The 15,544-nt window shown below is 62.9% G+C and carries 19 protein-coding genes; 18 read left to right on the top strand and 1 reads right to left on the bottom strand.

Annotation, left to right across the window (positions count from 1 at the left end):
- The first annotated feature begins 44 nt into the window (after nucleotides 1–44).
- The 18 genes from MTHMO_RS10565 (at nucleotide 45) to argH (ending at nucleotide 13,920) form a co-directional block, all read left to right on the top strand.
- On the top strand, nucleotides 45–878 hold the full coding sequence (locus MTHMO_RS10565) for a DUF4388 domain-containing protein (RefSeq protein ID WP_202214739.1): 834 nt from the start codon (nucleotides 45–47) through the stop codon (nucleotides 876–878).
- Nucleotides 871–1,380 (top strand): ATP/GTP-binding protein, encoded by a 510-nt coding sequence (locus MTHMO_RS10560; protein WP_202214738.1) that lies wholly within the window; start codon nucleotides 871–873, stop codon nucleotides 1,378–1,380. The genes MTHMO_RS10565 and MTHMO_RS10560 overlap by 8 nt, the downstream gene beginning before the upstream one ends.
- Nucleotides 1,381–1,519: 139 nt before the next feature.
- The gene (locus MTHMO_RS10555) at nucleotides 1,520–1,891 is read left to right on the top strand and encodes a roadblock/LC7 domain-containing protein (RefSeq protein ID WP_202214737.1); all 372 of its coding nucleotides are present in this window, start codon (nucleotides 1,520–1,522) and stop codon (nucleotides 1,889–1,891) included.
- A gap of 23 nt (nucleotides 1,892–1,914) precedes the next feature.
- Nucleotides 1,915–2,412, top strand: coding sequence for a protoglobin domain-containing protein (locus MTHMO_RS10550; RefSeq protein WP_237394904.1), 498 nt, complete (start codon nucleotides 1,915–1,917; stop codon nucleotides 2,410–2,412).
- A 466-nt stretch (nucleotides 2,413–2,878) separates the two neighbouring features.
- On the top strand, nucleotides 2,879–3,250 hold the full coding sequence (locus tag MTHMO_RS10545; protein WP_202214736.1) for a roadblock/LC7 domain-containing protein: 372 nt from the start codon (nucleotides 2,879–2,881) through the stop codon (nucleotides 3,248–3,250).
- Nucleotides 3,251–3,322: 72 nt separating this feature from the next.
- On the top strand, nucleotides 3,323–3,907 hold the full coding sequence (locus MTHMO_RS10540; RefSeq protein ID WP_202214735.1) for a protoglobin domain-containing protein: 585 nt from the start codon (nucleotides 3,323–3,325) through the stop codon (nucleotides 3,905–3,907).
- A 95-nt stretch (nucleotides 3,908–4,002) separates the two neighbouring features.
- Nucleotides 4,003–4,842: a F0F1 ATP synthase subunit A gene (locus tag MTHMO_RS10535; RefSeq protein WP_202214734.1), complete on the top strand. Its 840-nt coding sequence runs from the start codon at nucleotides 4,003–4,005 to the stop codon at nucleotides 4,840–4,842.
- A gap of 99 nt (nucleotides 4,843–4,941) precedes the next feature.
- Nucleotides 4,942–5,133: an ATPase gene (locus MTHMO_RS10530; RefSeq protein WP_370568344.1), complete on the top strand. Its 192-nt coding sequence runs from the start codon at nucleotides 4,942–4,944 to the stop codon at nucleotides 5,131–5,133.
- 6 nt (nucleotides 5,134–5,139) lie between these two features.
- On the top strand, nucleotides 5,140–5,685 hold the full coding sequence (gene atpF / locus MTHMO_RS10525; RefSeq protein WP_202214732.1) for a F0F1 ATP synthase subunit B: 546 nt from the start codon (nucleotides 5,140–5,142) through the stop codon (nucleotides 5,683–5,685).
- A 10-nt stretch (nucleotides 5,686–5,695) separates the two neighbouring features.
- Nucleotides 5,696–6,088 (top strand): F0F1 ATP synthase subunit delta, encoded by a 393-nt coding sequence (locus MTHMO_RS10520; protein ID WP_202214731.1) that lies wholly within the window; start codon nucleotides 5,696–5,698, stop codon nucleotides 6,086–6,088.
- Between the two features lie 38 nt (nucleotides 6,089–6,126).
- On the top strand, nucleotides 6,127–7,686 hold the full coding sequence (gene atpA, locus MTHMO_RS10515) for a F0F1 ATP synthase subunit alpha (RefSeq protein WP_202214730.1): 1,560 nt from the start codon (nucleotides 6,127–6,129) through the stop codon (nucleotides 7,684–7,686).
- A gap of 18 nt (nucleotides 7,687–7,704) precedes the next feature.
- Nucleotides 7,705–8,571 carry an ATP synthase F1 subunit gamma gene (atpG, locus tag MTHMO_RS10510; protein WP_202214729.1) on the top strand — a complete coding sequence of 289 codons (867 nt, stop codon included), beginning with the start codon at nucleotides 7,705–7,707 and terminating at the stop codon, nucleotides 8,569–8,571.
- A gap of 27 nt (nucleotides 8,572–8,598) precedes the next feature.
- Nucleotides 8,599–10,011 (top strand): F0F1 ATP synthase subunit beta, encoded by a 1,413-nt coding sequence (atpD, locus tag MTHMO_RS10505; protein ID WP_202214728.1) that lies wholly within the window; start codon nucleotides 8,599–8,601, stop codon nucleotides 10,009–10,011.
- On the top strand, nucleotides 10,008–10,421 hold the full coding sequence (gene atpC, locus MTHMO_RS10500) for an ATP synthase F1 subunit epsilon (protein ID WP_202214727.1): 414 nt from the start codon (nucleotides 10,008–10,010) through the stop codon (nucleotides 10,419–10,421). The genes atpD and atpC overlap by 4 nt, the downstream gene beginning before the upstream one ends.
- Before the next feature lie 16 nt (nucleotides 10,422–10,437).
- Nucleotides 10,438–10,767: a DUF971 domain-containing protein gene (locus MTHMO_RS10495; RefSeq protein ID WP_237394903.1), complete on the top strand. Its 330-nt coding sequence runs from the start codon at nucleotides 10,438–10,440 to the stop codon at nucleotides 10,765–10,767.
- An 83-nt stretch (nucleotides 10,768–10,850) separates the two neighbouring features.
- Nucleotides 10,851–11,813, top strand: a complete 963-nt coding sequence (gene tilS, locus MTHMO_RS10490) for a tRNA lysidine(34) synthetase TilS (protein ID WP_202214726.1) — start codon at nucleotides 10,851–10,853, stop codon at nucleotides 11,811–11,813.
- On the top strand, nucleotides 11,738–12,517 hold the full coding sequence (locus tag MTHMO_RS10485; RefSeq protein ID WP_370568342.1) for a pseudouridine synthase: 780 nt from the start codon (nucleotides 11,738–11,740) through the stop codon (nucleotides 12,515–12,517). Before tilS ends, MTHMO_RS10485 begins: the two co-directional genes overlap by 76 nt.
- An 11-nt stretch (nucleotides 12,518–12,528) precedes the next feature.
- Nucleotides 12,529–13,920: an argininosuccinate lyase gene (gene argH / locus MTHMO_RS10480; protein ID WP_202214724.1), complete on the top strand. Its 1,392-nt coding sequence runs from the start codon at nucleotides 12,529–12,531 to the stop codon at nucleotides 13,918–13,920.
- Here the strand turns inward: argH and MTHMO_RS10475 are convergent.
- Nucleotides 13,917–15,524: a cytochrome c biogenesis protein gene (locus tag MTHMO_RS10475; RefSeq protein ID WP_237394902.1), complete on the bottom strand. Its 1,608-nt coding sequence runs from the start codon at nucleotides 15,522–15,524 to the stop codon at nucleotides 13,917–13,919. The two genes, argH and MTHMO_RS10475, sit on opposite strands and share 4 nt — an antisense overlap.
- Between the last annotated feature and the right edge of the window lie 20 nt (nucleotides 15,525–15,544).

Genomic DNA, 15,544 nt, shown 5'->3' with positions numbered 1-15,544 from the left:
AGGAACATAGGGCGACTTCCGTCGAGAATTAGAATCGATTCGCCATGCCTCTCTCCGGCACTCTGAAGGAACTGCCGTTCCCCGAACTTCTGCGTCTGCTGCGCGATCAAACCGGAAATCTCCAGATTCTCGACAAGACCGCCGGTGATCATTTCTCGTTCGGCTTCTCGGCGGGGAAGCTCGTTTCCGCCTTCGAGAGCGGGCTGCCCATCCCGGATGCTCTTGCGCTCCACGCGGTAATCCGGCGGCTTTCGGACAACGAATCGGCCGCCTTCGACTTCGAAGAGGCTCGCGCGGGCGAACTCCCCGGCCCGCTGAGCATTCCCGTCGACCGCATCCTTTTGTCCGCCTTGGCTGCGATCGCTTCTCCGGAGCGATACGCTCGCTATTTCCCGCATCCGGGCACCCGCTTCCGCGCCGGGGCCGAAGTCATGCCGTGGCTGACCGAAGACCTGCTCGCCTTCTGGGTCGGCGCGGAACGGCTCTTTCGTTCCGGGACCTCGGGCGACGAGATCGCCGACGCGCTGGGTCTGCCGTTGCGGCAAGTGCTTCTTGATCTTTTCAAGCTGCGCCTCCTGGGCGTCATCGTCCCGGTGCGAGCGGTCTCGCCGCCGGCGGCCGCGGGCTCTCCGGAGCGCGCGCTTCCCGCCTCCGAGCCTCTCCCCGTTCCGGCCGATCCCCTGCCGGCCGAGGTGACGCCGGCGCCGGTTCGCGAGCTGGTTCCGCCGCCGCCCTGCCCTCCTCCGGCACCGGCCGCCTCGCCTCCTCATCCGGCGCAGACGCCGGAGATCTCGCAACAGCCCAAAGCACCCCGACCGGGGCTGCTGGCGCGGATGGCGGCCGGACTGCGGAAGATCCTCGAAAAGATGTATGAATGAAACCGCAATCAAGATCCTCGTAGCCGGACCGTCGGGTGCCGGCAAGACCACCCTCATCCGGACTCTCAGCCAGTCTCCGGTCGTGAACACCGACGTCCCCTGCTCGACAGCGAATCGCGCGACCACCGTGGCCATGGATTTCGGCCAGCTCCACTTGGACCGATATGCCATCCACCTGTTCGGCGCTCCCGGTCAGGACCGGTTCGACTTTGCGTGGGAAATCCTCCTTGAGGGCTGCTTGGGATTGCTCCTACTCGTTTCCGGAAAGGATGCCGCGCAGTTTCCGCAAGCTCGTCGCATCTATGACTTTTTGATCTCGCGGAATCCGGTCCCTCTGGTCCTGGGAATTACGCATCAGGATCATCCGAACTGCTGGAAGTGCAAGGAGGTGGCCTCCTACTTGGATCTGGATCCGGCGGCGGTCGTGCCGATTGATGCTACCAATCTCGAGAGCGCTACCGAGCTGCTGGTGCGCCTTTTCGAATTGATCGATGGCGGGTGATCCGGAGGAGGATGCCCGTGCGCCCAGATTTGGCTTGCCAAAAACAACGCGCTTCCGTCCAATGCAAGCTTCTGGAACCATTCGGGCAATGCCCGATCGATCCTTCTGGGAGGAGAGAAGTTGAAAAAGGGAGGAGGAGATGGCTCTTGCCGATGAATTGAATGCTGTTTTGGGCCGGATGCGCGCCGCGGTGCCGGAGTTGAGCGCGGCGCTGGTGGCTACCACCGACGGGTTGCCCGTTGCCCACTCGCTGAACTCCGGGGACGCGAACCGACTGGCGGCCATGGCGGCGACCGCCCTGGGCCTCGGGCGGCGCATCTGCGAGACCTTCGGAGGCGGCGAGTTCCGGGAGACGAGCGTTTCCGGGGATCAAGGACAGATGTATATCTATTCGGCCGGTCCCAAGGCGGTGTTGGGAGTCGTCGCCCGGGTCGGCGCCAACGTGGGGCTCATTCATCTGGAAGCACGCGATGCGGCTTCCGAGGTCGCCCGGATTCTGCAGCAGCGATAGCCGGCGGGAAACAACGGGGAAAAATGTCGTGGAGCGTTGCGGAAATCACCGAGGAGGTCTTGTCGCAGCTTCCGCAGGCCGTCCGCTTCACGGCGGAGGATGAGGCTCTGCTCACCCGCTTTGCACCGAGCCTGGCGGAGCTCGAAGAGCGGCTGATCCGGGGTTTCTACGACGTTCTGTTCGGGCATCCCGAAACGGCGCGGATCCTGAGCACGGGGGAACGCTCGGAAAGGGAGAAGGCGCTGCGCCGCTGGTGGAGCCGCACGCTCCAAGGGCCGTTCGACGCCCGGTACTGGCAGTGGCAGGCGGCGGTCGGCCTCGTCGATCTTCGGAGGAATGTGACCAACCCGATGATGATCGGCATGTGGGGGTGGCTGCTCAACGCCCTCCAAGGCGAGCTGCTGGAGACCCTGAGGCTCCTACCGCACGAGGCGGCACGCCTCATGGAGGCCTTCCACCGCCTGGCCGCCACCGCGCAGGCCCTGACGGCGGAAAGGAAAGCTATCTGCGCCACTACCTGATTGCGGTTTCTCATTCCACGGGAGTCTCTTCGGAGCTGATCGACCGGCTGGTTGCGGTCGAGCTCTCCTCCTTCGATCCCTCGGCCGAGGCGTAGCCGGATCGAGGGTCTTCGGCTGCTCCGCGGCTTCGCACCCCGGGACGCGCAGGCCCGGCGACTGCGGAGTTCCGGACCACCGTCTCTTGCACTTGCGCCGCGGTCGGATACGGGCAACCTAGCGACTTCTCCCTGGGGCTTGGCGAGGCTTGCCCGCTCTTTGTCATCCGGTCGGCCGGCCCTTTTTCGGCCCGGAGGTCCCTCGCACCAATCCGGAGCCGAGACGTGTCGGGGAATGCGCTTGCCGGACGTTGGTTGCATATTGGCTTGCTTAAAGGCTCAACGAACGTTTAGCTTGGCGCTTTTGTGACCCAGGTTCGTTGGATCGGGTCCGTGGATCGAAGAACACCAATGGAAAAAGGGAGGAGGAGATGGCTGTTGCCGATGAATTGAACGTCGTTTTGACCCGCATGCGGACGGCGGTGCCGGAGCTAAGCGCGGCGCTGGTGGCCACGACCGACGGGCTGCCCGTTGCCCACTCGCTGAACTCCGGGGACGCGAACCGATTGGCGGCCATGGCGGCGACCGCCCTGGGCCTCGGGCGGCGCATCTGCGAGACCTTCGGAGGCGGCGAGTTCCGGGAGACGAGCGTTTCCGGGCTCCTGGGGCAGATGTATATCTATTCAGCCGGCCCCAAGGCCGTCTTGGGGGTCGTCGCTCGGCCCGGAGCCAACGTCGGGCTGATTCACCTGGAGGCCCGGGAAGGGGCGTCCGAGATCGCGCAAATCCTTCAGCAGCGGTAGCCCGCGCCTCGTCTTCCGACCGGTTCGCCCGCCGTCAAATAGAGTCCCGCCTAGAGACAAACCAGAAAAGCCATGTCCACCATTGCTGAAGTCACCGAAAGGATACTTGCGCAGATGCCTCCCGCCGCGCGCTTCACGGCCGAGGACGAGGCGCTGCTCATCCGCTTTGCACCGAGCCTCGCGGAGCTCGAAGAGCGGCTGATCCGGGGTTTCTACGACGTTCTGTTCGGGCATCCCGAAACGGCGCGGATCCTGAGCACGGGAGAACGTTCGGAAAGGGAGAAGGCGCTGCGCCGCTGGTGGAGCCGCACGCTCCAAGGGCCGTTCGACGCCCGGTACTGGCAGTGGCAGGCGGCGGTCGGCCTCGTCCACATTCGCCAGAACGTCACCAACCCGATGATGATCGGCATGTGGGGCTGGTTGCTCAACGCCCTCCAAGGCGAGCTGCTGGAGACCCTGAGGCTCCTACCGCACGAGGCGGCACGCCTCATGGAGGCCTTCCACCGCCTGGCCGCCACCGCGCAGGCCCTGACGGCGGAAAGCTATCTGCGCCACTATTTGATCGTGCTTTCCCGCTCCACAGGTGTCTCCACGGAGCTGATCGACCGGCTGGTTGCGGTCGAGCTCTCCTCCTTCGATCCTTCCGCCGAGGCGTAGGAAGGTCGAGCCGGCTCTTGTCGTCCGCTGGTCGATTTTGTCTCGTTTTTTTTTCTTTGCATCGACCGCCTGCCTCCACTACAGGAGGAAGCTCAATGTTTTTCCTAGCGACGGCCGAGTCCGCCAACCATGCCCCACTCGTTCATCCGGCAGCCCCGACACTTTTCCACGTCGGACCGCTCCCGATCACGGCCTCGATGGTCCACAGCTGGGTGATTCTTCTGCTTCTTTTCTTGGTCATTCGTCTGGGAACCGCGCGGTTGGAGATGGTGCCCTCGGGGCTGCAGAACGCGATCGAGGCCGCCGTCGAAGGCTTGGAAAACCTCACGCGCGGCCTGCTCGAGCCTAAGGTCGCCGATTGGTGCTTTCCCCTCGTCGCCACCTACTTCATCTTCATCGCCGTCTCCAATCTGACCGGATTGCTTCCTGGCGTGGGCACGATCGGCTTCGGTACAGTAAAGCCGGGCTCTCCCCTGCCGTACTCCGTCGAGCATCCTCATGTCTCGCTCTTGCGGCCGCCGACCTCCGACGCGAACATGACGAGCGCGATGGCCGTGATCTACTTCTTCGCCAGCCTCTACTGGGCTTTGAAATACCACCACGGGCCTTGGGGACTTCTGGTGCATATTTTCGGAGTGAAGGGCGGAATGAAGGGATGGATACTCATTCCGCTCGCCGTGCTCTTCTTTGCCGTGGGGCTGATGGAAGCTCTTTCCATCGTCATCCGGGCGATCGCTTTGGCCATGCGGCTTTATGGGAACGTATACGGAGGCGAATCGGTGCTCATGCTCATGACCGGCATACTCGGCGGGCTCGCGGCTGTTCCCTTCTACTTCTTCGAATTCGCGGTCGCCCTGATCCAGGCCCTCATTTTCACCCTGCTTGCGATCGTCTTTACGGGTACTCTTTGCTCGCACGAGGGGTCGCCCAAGTGAGATGCTTTCCAGCCGCGGTGTCGGCTCGAAACCAAAACCAGTGAAAACCAGCCACCAAAATTATCTAGGAGAGTCAGAAGTATGATGTTCCTTGGGGAAATGAGCGGAAATATCGCTGTGGGTCTTGCGGCTACGGGCGGCGCCATCGGCGTCGGCCTCGCTGCGTTGGGAGCCGCCGGGGCCATCGGCCGAAATCCTGGCTCTTTCGGGCTCGTCTTTACGACGGCACTGCTGGGCATGGCGCTTTCCGAAGGTCTCGCCATCCTGGTCTTTTTCGTTGTGGGAAGGTAATGCTTCATGGGCGACGCACTCGTTCAACTCGGAATCGACTGGCCCCGGTTTATCGCCCAGACGATCAACTTTGCCATCGTGCTCTGGGTCTTGAACCGGTTCGCCTATCGGCCGGTTCTGCGGATTCTCGAGGAGCGCCGAGCGCGCATTGCCGAGAGCCTGCAGAACGCCGAGCGCATTCAGAAGGAGCTCGCAGCGGCGGAAGAAGCGCGGCGCCAAATCCTCCACCAGGCGAACGAGCGGGCTGCCCAGATCGTCGCCGAAGCCGAGCAAGCGGCCAAGCTCCAAAGGGAAAAACTTCTCAAGGAAGCGGCGAAGGAGGCGGAACGCGTGCTGGCGAAGGCACGCGCGCGTGCGGAGCAGGAGCAACAACAGAGCCGCGCTGTTTTTCGGCGGGAGGTAGGGAAGCTCGTGATCGCTCTGACCGCCAAGGTCTCCGGAAAGATACTAACCGCGGAAGATCAGGAGCGGCTGCGTGCGGAGACCTTGGCACAGCTTCCCGCCCTGGCGCCGGCCGATTTCGACGCCGCTTCCGAGTCCCAACGGAACTGATCCATTCGACGTGAAGATCACTCGTCAAGCGCGGCGCCAGGCTAAGGCTCTCTTCCGGCTCTGTTTCGATGGAGAAGCCCTCGATCCTGGCAGGGTGCGCCGGATCGTGGCGGCGCTCTTCGACCAAAAGCCCCGCGGCTATTTGTCGATCGCCCATCGGCTGCGCCAGCTCGTCGCCCATCAAGTCTCGGAAAAAACCTTTTCGATTGAGAGCGCGGTCCCTCTGCCCGACCAAGGGGCCTCCTTGTTCGCGGCTCTAGAAGCGCGGTACGGGTCGGCGCTCGACAAGCGCTATTCGGTGCAGCCGGCCCTGATCGGAGGCATTCGCATCCGGAAAGGGAGCACAGTCTGGGACGGATCGATCTCCCAGAAGTTGCAAACGTTGGAGGCCACGATAGGCTAAGAATCGCTTCTTTTTTCAACCCCTCTTGCTTCACTACGATGAGCACCCTACTGGAAGAGATAGAAAGTCGGATCGCCGCGCTACGGCGAGAGGTTGCCAAAACGGATGTGGGCACCGTCCGAGAGACCGGGGACGGTGTGGTCAAGATCGAAGGCCTCGGAAACGTGGGCATGAATGAGGTGCTCGAATTCCCCGATCGCCGCGACTCTTTCGGCCAGCCGATCCGCGCGTTGGCGCTCAACCTGGAAGAGACAGAGGTCGGAGGAGTCATTCTGGGCGACTTCACGCAGATTCGCGAAGGCGATCTGGTGCGCTCCACGGGAACCCTTCTGCGGATCCCGGTGGGCAAGGGGCTTTTGGGAAGGGTGATCAGCCCCCTGGGTCAACCGCTCGATGAAAAGGGTCCGGTCGAATCGTCTGTTTCCTATCCGATGGAGCGTATCGCGCCGGGGATCATCCAGCGCCGCTCGGTCAGTCAGCCGGTGCAAACAGGGATCGCCGCCATCGACACCATGATCCCCATCGGCCGGGGCCAGCGCGAGCTGATTATCGGGGATCGTGCGACCGGGAAGACCACCATCGCCGTGGATACCATCATCAACCAAGCGCGCATTAATCGAGCCAACGAGGGGAATCCCGATTATCGGCCGCTCTACTCGATTTATGTCGCGATCGCCCAAAAGAACGCCAATGTTGCCCGGGTCCTCGACGTGCTCGAAGCCCATGACGCGCTTGCGAACACGATCGTCGTTGTGGCCGGCGCTTCGGATCCGGTCACGCTCCAATATTTGGCTCCGTTCGCGGGCGCGGCGATCGGCGAGTGGTTCATGGAAAACGGAATGGACGCGCTGGTCGTTTTTGATGACCTCTCCAAGCATGCCGCCGCTTATCGCCAGCTTTCGCTCGTGCTCAAGCGGCCTTCGGGACGCGAAGCCTATCCCGGCGACGTCTTCTACCTCCATTCCCGGCTGTTGGAGCGCGCGGCACGGCTCGGCGAGCGCTACGGCAACGGGAGCTTGACGGCGCTCCCGATCATCGAGACTCAGGCCGGGGATGTGTCGGCCTATATTCCGACGAACGTCATCTCGATCACCGACGGGCAGATCTATCTCGAGACCGATCTCTTCTATCAGGGAATCCGACCGGCGATCAACGTCGGGCTTTCCGTCTCCCGCGTCGGATCCGCCGCTCAAGTGAAGGCGATCCGGCAGGTGGCCGGAAAAGTAAAGCTCGAGCTCGCCCAGTTCCGGGAGCTGGCCGCTTTCGCGCAGTTTGCTTCGGATCTCGATCCGGCGACTAAGGCCAAGCTCGATCGCGGCGCGCGCATCGTGGAGATCTTCAAGCAACCGCAATACAATCCGGTCCCGATGGAGGTTCAGGTAGCGACGCTTTGGGGAGTCCAGAACAACTTCTTTGACGCCGTTCCCGTCCCCCAAATCAAGGCCTTCCAGGAGAAGCTGGTCCAATTCCTGCAGAGCCGCTACCCGGGCATCCTCGACGAGATCCGCACTAAGGGCGTTCTCGACGAGGAACTCACAAAATCGCTCCGGTCGGCGTTCGAAAACTTCACGCAGACCTACACGGCGCAGGCCGGTTAAGCTACTCGCTCCTCCGTCATGGCCAGCACCCGCGAAATCCGCCGGAGAATCCGGTCGGTCAAGAACACAGCGCAGATCACCAAGGCGATGCAAATGGTTGCTGCGTCCAAGATGCGCCGTGCGCAGCTCCGGGCGCTCGAGGGGAGACCGTATCAAAAGCTCCTGGAGGAGATCGCGCAAAGTCTCGTCCCCCAGGCCGGGCAACTACGGCACCCGTTGCTCAATCCGCGGCCGGTGCGCCGCCGGGCGATGCTCGTGATCTCGACGGATAAAGGTCTCTGCGGGGCCCTCAACACGAACCTCTTCCGCGAGATCTTCCGCCGACACTCGGCCGACCGCGTCTATGTGAGCGTCGGCCGAAAGGCCAGGGGCTTCCTCGCCGGGCTTCCCGGCGCCGGCAAGGAGACGCTGCTGGCCGACTTCGAGCTGCGGGACAACCTGACCTTCCGGGACGGCAAACGGATCAGCCGGTTTCTCCTGCAGAAGTTCTCGGAGGGCGAGATCGATGCGATCGACGTCGCTCATACCCACTTCGTCAACGCTCTGGTGCAGACGACCGTAATCCGTCCTCTGGTGCCGGTTGCGCCCGAGCACCTAGCGCCGGGAGAGCAGCCGGCAGCACCCGCGGTTCCGGACAACTTCGAGCCTTCTCCCGAGGAGCTGCTGGATCGGCTCCTGCCGTTCTTCGTCGATTGGAACATCTATCAGGCTCTGCTGGATAGCCTGGCGTCAGAGCACAGCGCCCGCATGATCGCGATGAAGAACGCCACCGAAAACGCCCAGGAACTCGTCGGCGATTTGACGCTCGAGTACAACAAGGCGCGTCAAGAGGGTATTACCCGGGAAATACTGGAAATCGCCACCGCACAGAGCGCGCTCGAATGAGCCGCATGCGGATAGGAGGAGTCGTTCATGAGTAAAGGCAAAATCGTCCAAATCATCGGTCCGGTCGTCGATCTGGAATTCCCGGAAGAAAGCCTTCCGGCGATCTATAACGCCCTGAGGGTCCGCTTCGAAAGGGAGGGGAAGCCGGTCGAGCTAACGCTCGAGACGCAACAACATCTAGGGGAAGGCTGGGTGCGTGCATTAGCGATGTCGAGCACCGACGGGCTCCGCCGGGGGATAGAGGCGGAGGATACCGGGGGGCCCATTTCGGTTCCGGTCGGTCCCCAGGTGCTCGGTCGGGTGTTCAACGTCCTGGGCGATCCGGTCGATGAACGGGGTCCCGTCCCCGCCACCAAACGTTACCCAATCCATCGGAAAGCACCCGAGCTGGCCGCTCAAAACACCAAGGCCTCGATCCTCGAAACGGGAATCAAGGTCATCGATCTGATCTGTCCCTTCCTCCGAGGAGGAAAGGCGGGCGCCTTCGGCGGGGCCGGAGTCGGCAAGACGGTCGTGATCATGGAGTTGATCAACAACATCGCCAAGGCGCACGGAGGGTTTTCGGTTTTCGCAGGGGTAGGAGAACGGACGCGCGAAGGGAATGACCTGTATAACGAGATGGCGGAAGCCAAGGTCATCAACCTGGAAAACCTCTCCGAATCCAAGGTGGCATTGGTTTACGGACAGATGAATGAGCCGCCGGGCGCACGCCTCCGTGTCGCCCTTTCTGCGCTCGCCATGGCCGAGTACTTCCGGGACGAGATGAAACAGGACGTTCTGCTTTTCATCGACAACATCTTCCGCTTTTCCCAAGCCGGCTCCGAGGTGTCCGCCCTTCTCGGGCGAACGCCGAGCGCGGTTGGCTATCAGCCGACCCTGGCATCGGAAATGGGCGCGCTGCAGGAGCGGATTACCTCGACGCGCACCGGCTCGATCACCTCCTTCCAAGCCGTCTACGTTCCGGCTGACGATCTCACCGATCCGGCGCCGGCCAACACTTTTGCGCATCTCGACTCCACGATCGTGCTGGAGCGGTCGATCGCCGAGCAGGGGATTTACCCGGCGGTCGACCCGCTCGCTTCCACCTCGAAGGCCCTGGCGCCCGATGTCGTGGGAGAGGAGCATTACAGCGTGGCTCGCGGCGTGCAGCGCGTCCTGCAGCGGTACAAGGATCTTCAGGACATCATCGCGATTCTCGGGATGGACGAGCTTTCGCCCGAGGACAAGCTGACGGTCTATCGCGCCCGCAAGATCCAACGCTTCCTGAGCCAGCCCTTCCACGTAGCCGAGGTTTTCACCGGGACCAAGGGGGAATACGTGCCGGTGGCCGAAACCATCCGTGGATTCCGCGAGATTCTTGACGGGAAGTACGACGATGTGCCCGAAGGGAACTTCTACATGAAAGGAACGATCGATCAGGTCGTCGGTAGCAGCAAATGAGCCAACTCCATGTGGAGATTGTCACGCCGGAGGGAGTGCGACTGGCCCAAGACGTGGACATGGCGACCTTTCCTGGAGAGGAAGGGGAAATGGGCGTCTATCCGAACCACGAACCGCTTATCACGCGCGTCGTGCCAGGGGAGCTGGTCCTGCAAGCGGGGGGGGCGCGCAAGATCATGGCCATCGGCGAAGGGTTCGCCAAGATCTCGGCAGAACGGCTCATCATTCTCTGCGACATGGCGCTCTACGAGGAAGAGATCGAGGAGGCTAAAGTAGCCGAAGCCGTGGCGCGGGCTCAGCAGGCCTTGCGCCAGAAGGAGCTAGGAGAGGAGGAGCAAGCGGCCACGGCGGCCCTGCTGGCTCGCTCGCTCGCGCAGCTCAAGGTCAAGCGTCGCCATCGCCCGGGTTAGGCTTGGTTTCCGTCCCGTGCCCGCTTCCCTAGATCTGGCCGATGCGCAAGTCATCGGATCTCAGTTAGCGATCCGGTGGCGAGACGGAAGGGAGAGCTACCTCCCGCTGGAGGATCTCCGCCGCCACTGTCCCTGCGCTCTCTGCCAAGGGGAAAGCACGGCGACGACGGCGTATGCTCCTAAGCCGAAGACCTACTCGCCCGCGAGCTTCATCGTCCGCTCGCTCCAGCCGGTCGGAGGATATGCTCTCCAGATCGTCTGGGCCGACGGCCACGCAACGGGCATCTATCCCTACTCTTATCTTCTTTCGCTCGGCGAAGGTTCGGCGCCGCCTCCCGGCTCCTGATCTCCTCTTTGCGGAGAGGGAATCCGAGGTCGACTTCGGCTCTTGCGACCCTTCGCGACACTGCCTATCCTTTCGCCGTTAGGGTGAACTCGGCATCCCTCCCTCTCCCGGCTCTCCATGCGACATGCTCGGCCGTCGCCGAACTCCCGATTCGGCTTCTGGCCGCCGTTTCCGGTGGGCTCGATTCGTGTGTGCTCCTCGATGCGCTGGTTCTCACCGGCAAACGTCCTACGGTCGTGCATTTCGATCACGGTTGGCGTCCCGAGAGTGTGGAGGATGCGGTCTTCGTCCGGGAGCTGGCCGCATCGTACGGGCTCGAGTACTTGGAGGAGAGGAGTGCGCCTGCGGACGCCGCGACAGAGACGTCGGCGCGGAAGCGGCGGTACGAGTTCTTCGCCCGGGCGGCCCAGATCTCGGGGGTTCACGATCTGGCCTTGGCGCACCACGCGGATGATCAAGTGGAAACGTTGCTCCTGCAGCTTCTGCGCGGCGCCGGTTCGCTGGCGCGCGGGATGCGGGAGGCGGAAGTGCGCGACGGCTTTCGTCTCCACCGTCCTTTTCTCTGGCTCGATCGCAGCCGGCTCCGGGAGCACGCCCAAGCTCGCGGACTTCGCTGGCGGGAGGATCGCTCGAATGATGACAGGCGCTATCTTCGAAACCGGATTCGTCACGAGCTGCTCCCTTTTCTTGAAGAGCGCTTCTCGCCTCACGTCCGGCAATCTCTGCTTCGCTTCTGTCGGGTTCGCATCGCAGAAGAGGAATGGATGACGGAGCTGGTTCGTCAAGCGGCCGAAGGAACCGGCCTCTCCGTCGGAGACCTACGGAATTCTCCAATCGGTCGGCAGCGGCGGATAGTGCATCATTGGCTACGCCGTCAAGGCATTCGTGACATTTCCCTGTCCGATGTCGAAGCTGTCCGGGGACTCGCTTCCGGAGGCCGCGAGGGAAGGCAATATTCCCTGACCGGCGGGTGGCAGGCCGTCCGGAGAGACGGAGAAATCCGTCTCCAGCATCAGACTCTCCCGTGCGCCTCAACCAATACCTAGCTCGCTGCGGTCTCGGATCCCGCCGAGGCGTAGAACGGCTCATCCTGGAGGGAAGGGTGACCGTAAACGGCCTCCCCGCCGGTCGCCTCGCCTTCCAAGTCTCCGCAACGGATGCCGTCGCGCTCGACGGCCGGCCGCTTCGCCCCTCCGCCGGCTTGACCGTCCTTCTGCATAAACCGAAGGGATTTCTCTGTACCAGCTTGGACCCTCGTGGACGTCCAACCGTATACGATCTCCTGCCGACACGGTGGAGAAATCTCCGTTATGTGGGTCGCTTGGATCGGGAGAGCGAAGGACTGCTGCTCTTTACGAACGATGGGCTCCTCATCGAGCGGTTGGCGCACCCGCGCTATAAGATTCCCAAGGTGTACGAGGTGGAAAGCGATCGTCCCTTGGAGGCCTGCCGTATCGCCACCCTTCTCCGTGGTCGCTGCATCGAGGGCCGGACCGCAAGGATCGATTCCTTCCGGGTTCTGGGACCTCGGCGCGTCCGTGTGGTGCTCCATCAGGGGCTCAAGCGTCAAATCCGGTTGATGTTCGCTGCTATCGGCTTTCCGGTGACTCGACTGGTGCGCATTGCCTATGGCCCGCTCCTCCTGGGCTCGCTCCGCGCAGGCCAATACCGGCTTCTTTCCGGGGCGGAAACCGAAGCCCTTATACGCGCCATGGCTCCGAACGCGCGGGCTTCCCGGGAAAAAGCCTAGAACCGTTCCTTATGAATCCCGCAATTCCGCCATGGGGAGGCCGGTTTCACGATAAGCCCGACGCCCTTCTCAAACGCTTTTCCGAGTCTGTTAGTTTTGATCGCCGTCTCTACCGGCAGGATATTCGTGGGAGCATCGCCCACGCGACGATGCTGCAGGAAGCGGGGCTGCTCAGCATCCAGGAGCGGGATGAGATCGTGCGTGGGTTGCGGCAGATCGAACAGGAGATCGAACAGGGCGCTTTCCCTTGGTCGATCGATTGGGAGGATCTTCACATGAACATCGAGCGGGCCTTGACCGCCCGAACGCCCGCCGGCGCCAAGCTGCACACGGGACGGAGTCGCAACGATCAGGTGGCCACGTCGTTGCGGCTTTGGGTAAAGGATGAGATCGACAAGGATCGCAAGGCGATTCGTGCCGTCCAGCAGGCTCTTCTCGATTGGGCCGAGCGGGACAGCGATGTGCTCATCCCGGGATATACACATCTTCAGCGAGCGCAACCCGTTCTCCTCGCCCATCATCTGCTTGCTTACGTCGAGATGCTCTCCCGTGACTCGGACCGCTTGCGCGATGCCCGCCGGAGGGCGGATGTGCTTCCCCTCGGGAGCGGTGCGCTGGCGGGCAGTACCCTCCCTCTCGATCGGCGGCGCGTCGCGGAGCTACTCCATTTTTCGCAGGTGGCCCGCAACTCGATGGACGCGGTAAGCGATCGTGATTTCGCGGTGGAGTACCTGGCCGCTCTCGCTCTCCTGGGAACCCATCTCTCCCGGTTTGCGGAGGATTTGATCCTCTGGTCGACCAGCGAGTTCGGATTCGTGTCGCTTCCCGAAGCATTCACCACCGGATCGAGCCTGATGCCGCAAAAGCGGAATCCGGACGTCCTGGAGCTTATCCGCGGGAAAGCGGCCCGGCTTTCCGGCAACCTTCTCTCGCTGCTGACCCTGCTCAAGGGGCTCCCGCTCACCTACAATCGCGATCTTCAAGAGGACAAGGAGCCCATGTTCGATAGCGCCGACACCATCCTCGGCTCCCTGCAGATCCTGGCCGCGCTCATTCCCGGAATCGTCGTACATCGAGACCGGTGCAATCGGGCTTCGTCCGATCCCGCGCTGCTCGCCACCGATTTGGTCGATTGGCTCGTCAACCACGGCGTCGCTTTTCGCGACGCCCACCACGCGGTGGGACGGCTGGTTGCGCTGGCCGAGTCGCGAAACGTTGCCCTATCCGAGCTTGCTCCCGAGGATGTCGCCCCGCTCCACCCGGATCTTCCCGCCGAGTGGGCGCAGCTTTGGAACCCGACGGCAGCGATCGCCAAGAGACGTACCGAAGGGTCGTCCCGCCCGAGCTTCGTGCGGGCCGAAATCGAGCGGTGGCGGCGGGAATGGAGCGCGGAGCCTCTCTAACGTCCGGCCCGCGAGGCCGGGGAAGGGGCGATCGGCATTCCCTCCCTGGCTCGACGCTTTCGCCGGACCCAACCGCACCAGGCGGCGAAAAGAAGCTCCGCGAGTGCAAAAGCCGCCACCGGGCCGACCGCCCCGCTGCCGAAGCCATAACTGTGCAATCCCTTGCCGAGCACAAAGTTGACTCCGTACCAAGCCATCAGAACGCTGAGAAAGCAGAGCACCGCACCCAGGGCGAGGCCGAATTCTCCCCACCAGCCGGCGATCGAACCATGGAGCAGGGCCAGGTAGCAGAGAAGGGCGACGAGCGCCCAGGTTTCCTTCGGATCCCAATCCCAAAAGCGCCCCCAAGAATAATTGGCCCAAACCGCTCCGAGCACCACTCCGGAAGCGAGGAAGAAGACCCCGATTTGCAGAGAGCGGTAAATATATTGCCGGAGAAGCGGATCGACGCTTCGGCCGTCCGGCCCCCGCCGCAGCCATCGCCAGAGATAGAGATCCCCCAATCCGAGCGCCAGGCCGAAGGCCGCATAGCTCAGCGTGACGGTCAAGACGTGGACGGTCAGCCAGAAGTTGTTCCGAAGAACCGGCACCAACGGCTGCAGAGAGGGATCGAAAATCAACGGCTGGGTTTGGACGAAGAGAAGGCAGAGGACTGCTATCGGAAGCGCGGCCAGCAGAATATAGCGAGAGCGGTAGACGGCTTCGAGGACAAGCGCGAAAAGGACGACTCCGAAGGCCACCCAGATCACCGATTCATACATGTTCGTGACCGGAGGCCTGCCGGCGAGCACGATCCGGCAGTAGAACCCGTAAGCCTGGAAGAGGAACCCGGTCAGGGCCAAGCCCCATCCGATCCCGTAGCCGATCCGCCGACCCCAGCCGCTGGTCAGGGCGAGGCAGATCGCCGCCGCGCCGTAGCAGATCCACGCCCACCGCCACGGCTGGAGCTCGTGATAGCGTTGCTCGAAGAGGAGCTTCGCGGCATCCGGATACGCGCCGGGGTTCAAACTTCTTATCTCCTCCGCAAGGCGGACGGCGGCGGCACCCGCCTCCTCGTTCTTGCCTGCCAGAAAAGCGGTTCGCATCGCTTCCCAAGCGCCGTCAAGCTTGGACGCCGCCTCCGGAGGATAGGCCGCTTTTGCTTCGGAGAGGGTGAGCCATCGGCCCTCCGTTCCCGGCGGCGGCGGAACGATGCGTAGCGCGCGGCCGGTGACGAGGCGGGAGAAAAGATCGATGCGTTCCGTCAAGCCGCGAACCGCCCGATCCCGCTGCGCTTTGGCCGGATCCTCCGTCGGGTCCCCCGTTCCCCTGGCTCCCAGGCGAAGAGCCATCTCCCGCAGCGCCGGATTGTTCCTCAATTCCTCATACGAAAAGCGGGTGCGGGAGGACGGAAGGCCAAGCGCCTCGCGGAGGCTCGGTTCGCTGATCAGAAGGATGGGTTCCTTTTCCCATCCATCTGGGGAAAGCCAGAGCGCGAGCAGCACGGCGAGCGAACCCATCTTGCCGCCGCGATCGGGCAGAACGATGCTCGGCCTGCCGGAGAGGAAGAGAACGCTTTCGGTAGCGAAGCTGGTCAGCGGCTTCCTTCTGCCATGATCCTGCACGGCGATCCGCGCAAAATCCC

Origin of the sequence: Methylacidimicrobium sp. AP8 (genome assembly GCF_903064525.1) — a bacterium.
GTDB lineage: Bacteria > Verrucomicrobiota > Verrucomicrobiia > Methylacidiphilales > Methylacidiphilaceae > Methylacidimicrobium.
This window is presented reverse-complemented; position numbering and strand designations above follow the sequence as displayed.

Bases quoted from the DNA above. Each gene is read 5' to 3' on its own strand.
- MTHMO_RS10565 (WP_202214739.1), top strand. From the start codon at position 45: ATGCCTCTCTCCGGCACTCTGAAGGAACTGCCGTTCCCCGAACTTCTG.
- MTHMO_RS10560 (WP_202214738.1), top strand. From the start codon at position 871: ATGAATGAAACCGCAATCAAGATCCTCGTAGCCGGACCGTCGGGTGCC.
- MTHMO_RS10555 (WP_202214737.1), top strand. From the start codon at position 1,520: ATGGCTCTTGCCGATGAATTGAATGCTGTTTTGGGCCGGATGCGCGCC.
- MTHMO_RS10550 (WP_237394904.1), top strand. From the start codon at position 1,915: ATGTCGTGGAGCGTTGCGGAAATCACCGAGGAGGTCTTGTCGCAGCTT.
- MTHMO_RS10545 (WP_202214736.1), top strand. From the start codon at position 2,879: ATGGCTGTTGCCGATGAATTGAACGTCGTTTTGACCCGCATGCGGACG.
- MTHMO_RS10540 (WP_202214735.1), top strand. From the start codon at position 3,323: ATGTCCACCATTGCTGAAGTCACCGAAAGGATACTTGCGCAGATGCCT.
- MTHMO_RS10535 (WP_202214734.1), top strand. From the start codon at position 4,003: ATGTTTTTCCTAGCGACGGCCGAGTCCGCCAACCATGCCCCACTCGTT.
- MTHMO_RS10530 (WP_370568344.1), top strand. From the start codon at position 4,942: ATGAGCGGAAATATCGCTGTGGGTCTTGCGGCTACGGGCGGCGCCATC.
- atpF (WP_202214732.1), top strand. From the start codon at position 5,140: ATGGGCGACGCACTCGTTCAACTCGGAATCGACTGGCCCCGGTTTATC.
- atpA (WP_202214730.1), top strand. From the start codon at position 6,127: ATGAGCACCCTACTGGAAGAGATAGAAAGTCGGATCGCCGCGCTACGG.
- atpG (WP_202214729.1), top strand. From the start codon at position 7,705: ATGGCCAGCACCCGCGAAATCCGCCGGAGAATCCGGTCGGTCAAGAAC.
- atpD (WP_202214728.1), top strand. From the start codon at position 8,599: ATGAGTAAAGGCAAAATCGTCCAAATCATCGGTCCGGTCGTCGATCTG.
- atpC (WP_202214727.1), top strand. From the start codon at position 10,008: ATGAGCCAACTCCATGTGGAGATTGTCACGCCGGAGGGAGTGCGACTG.
- argH (WP_202214724.1), top strand. From the start codon at position 12,529: ATGAATCCCGCAATTCCGCCATGGGGAGGCCGGTTTCACGATAAGCCC.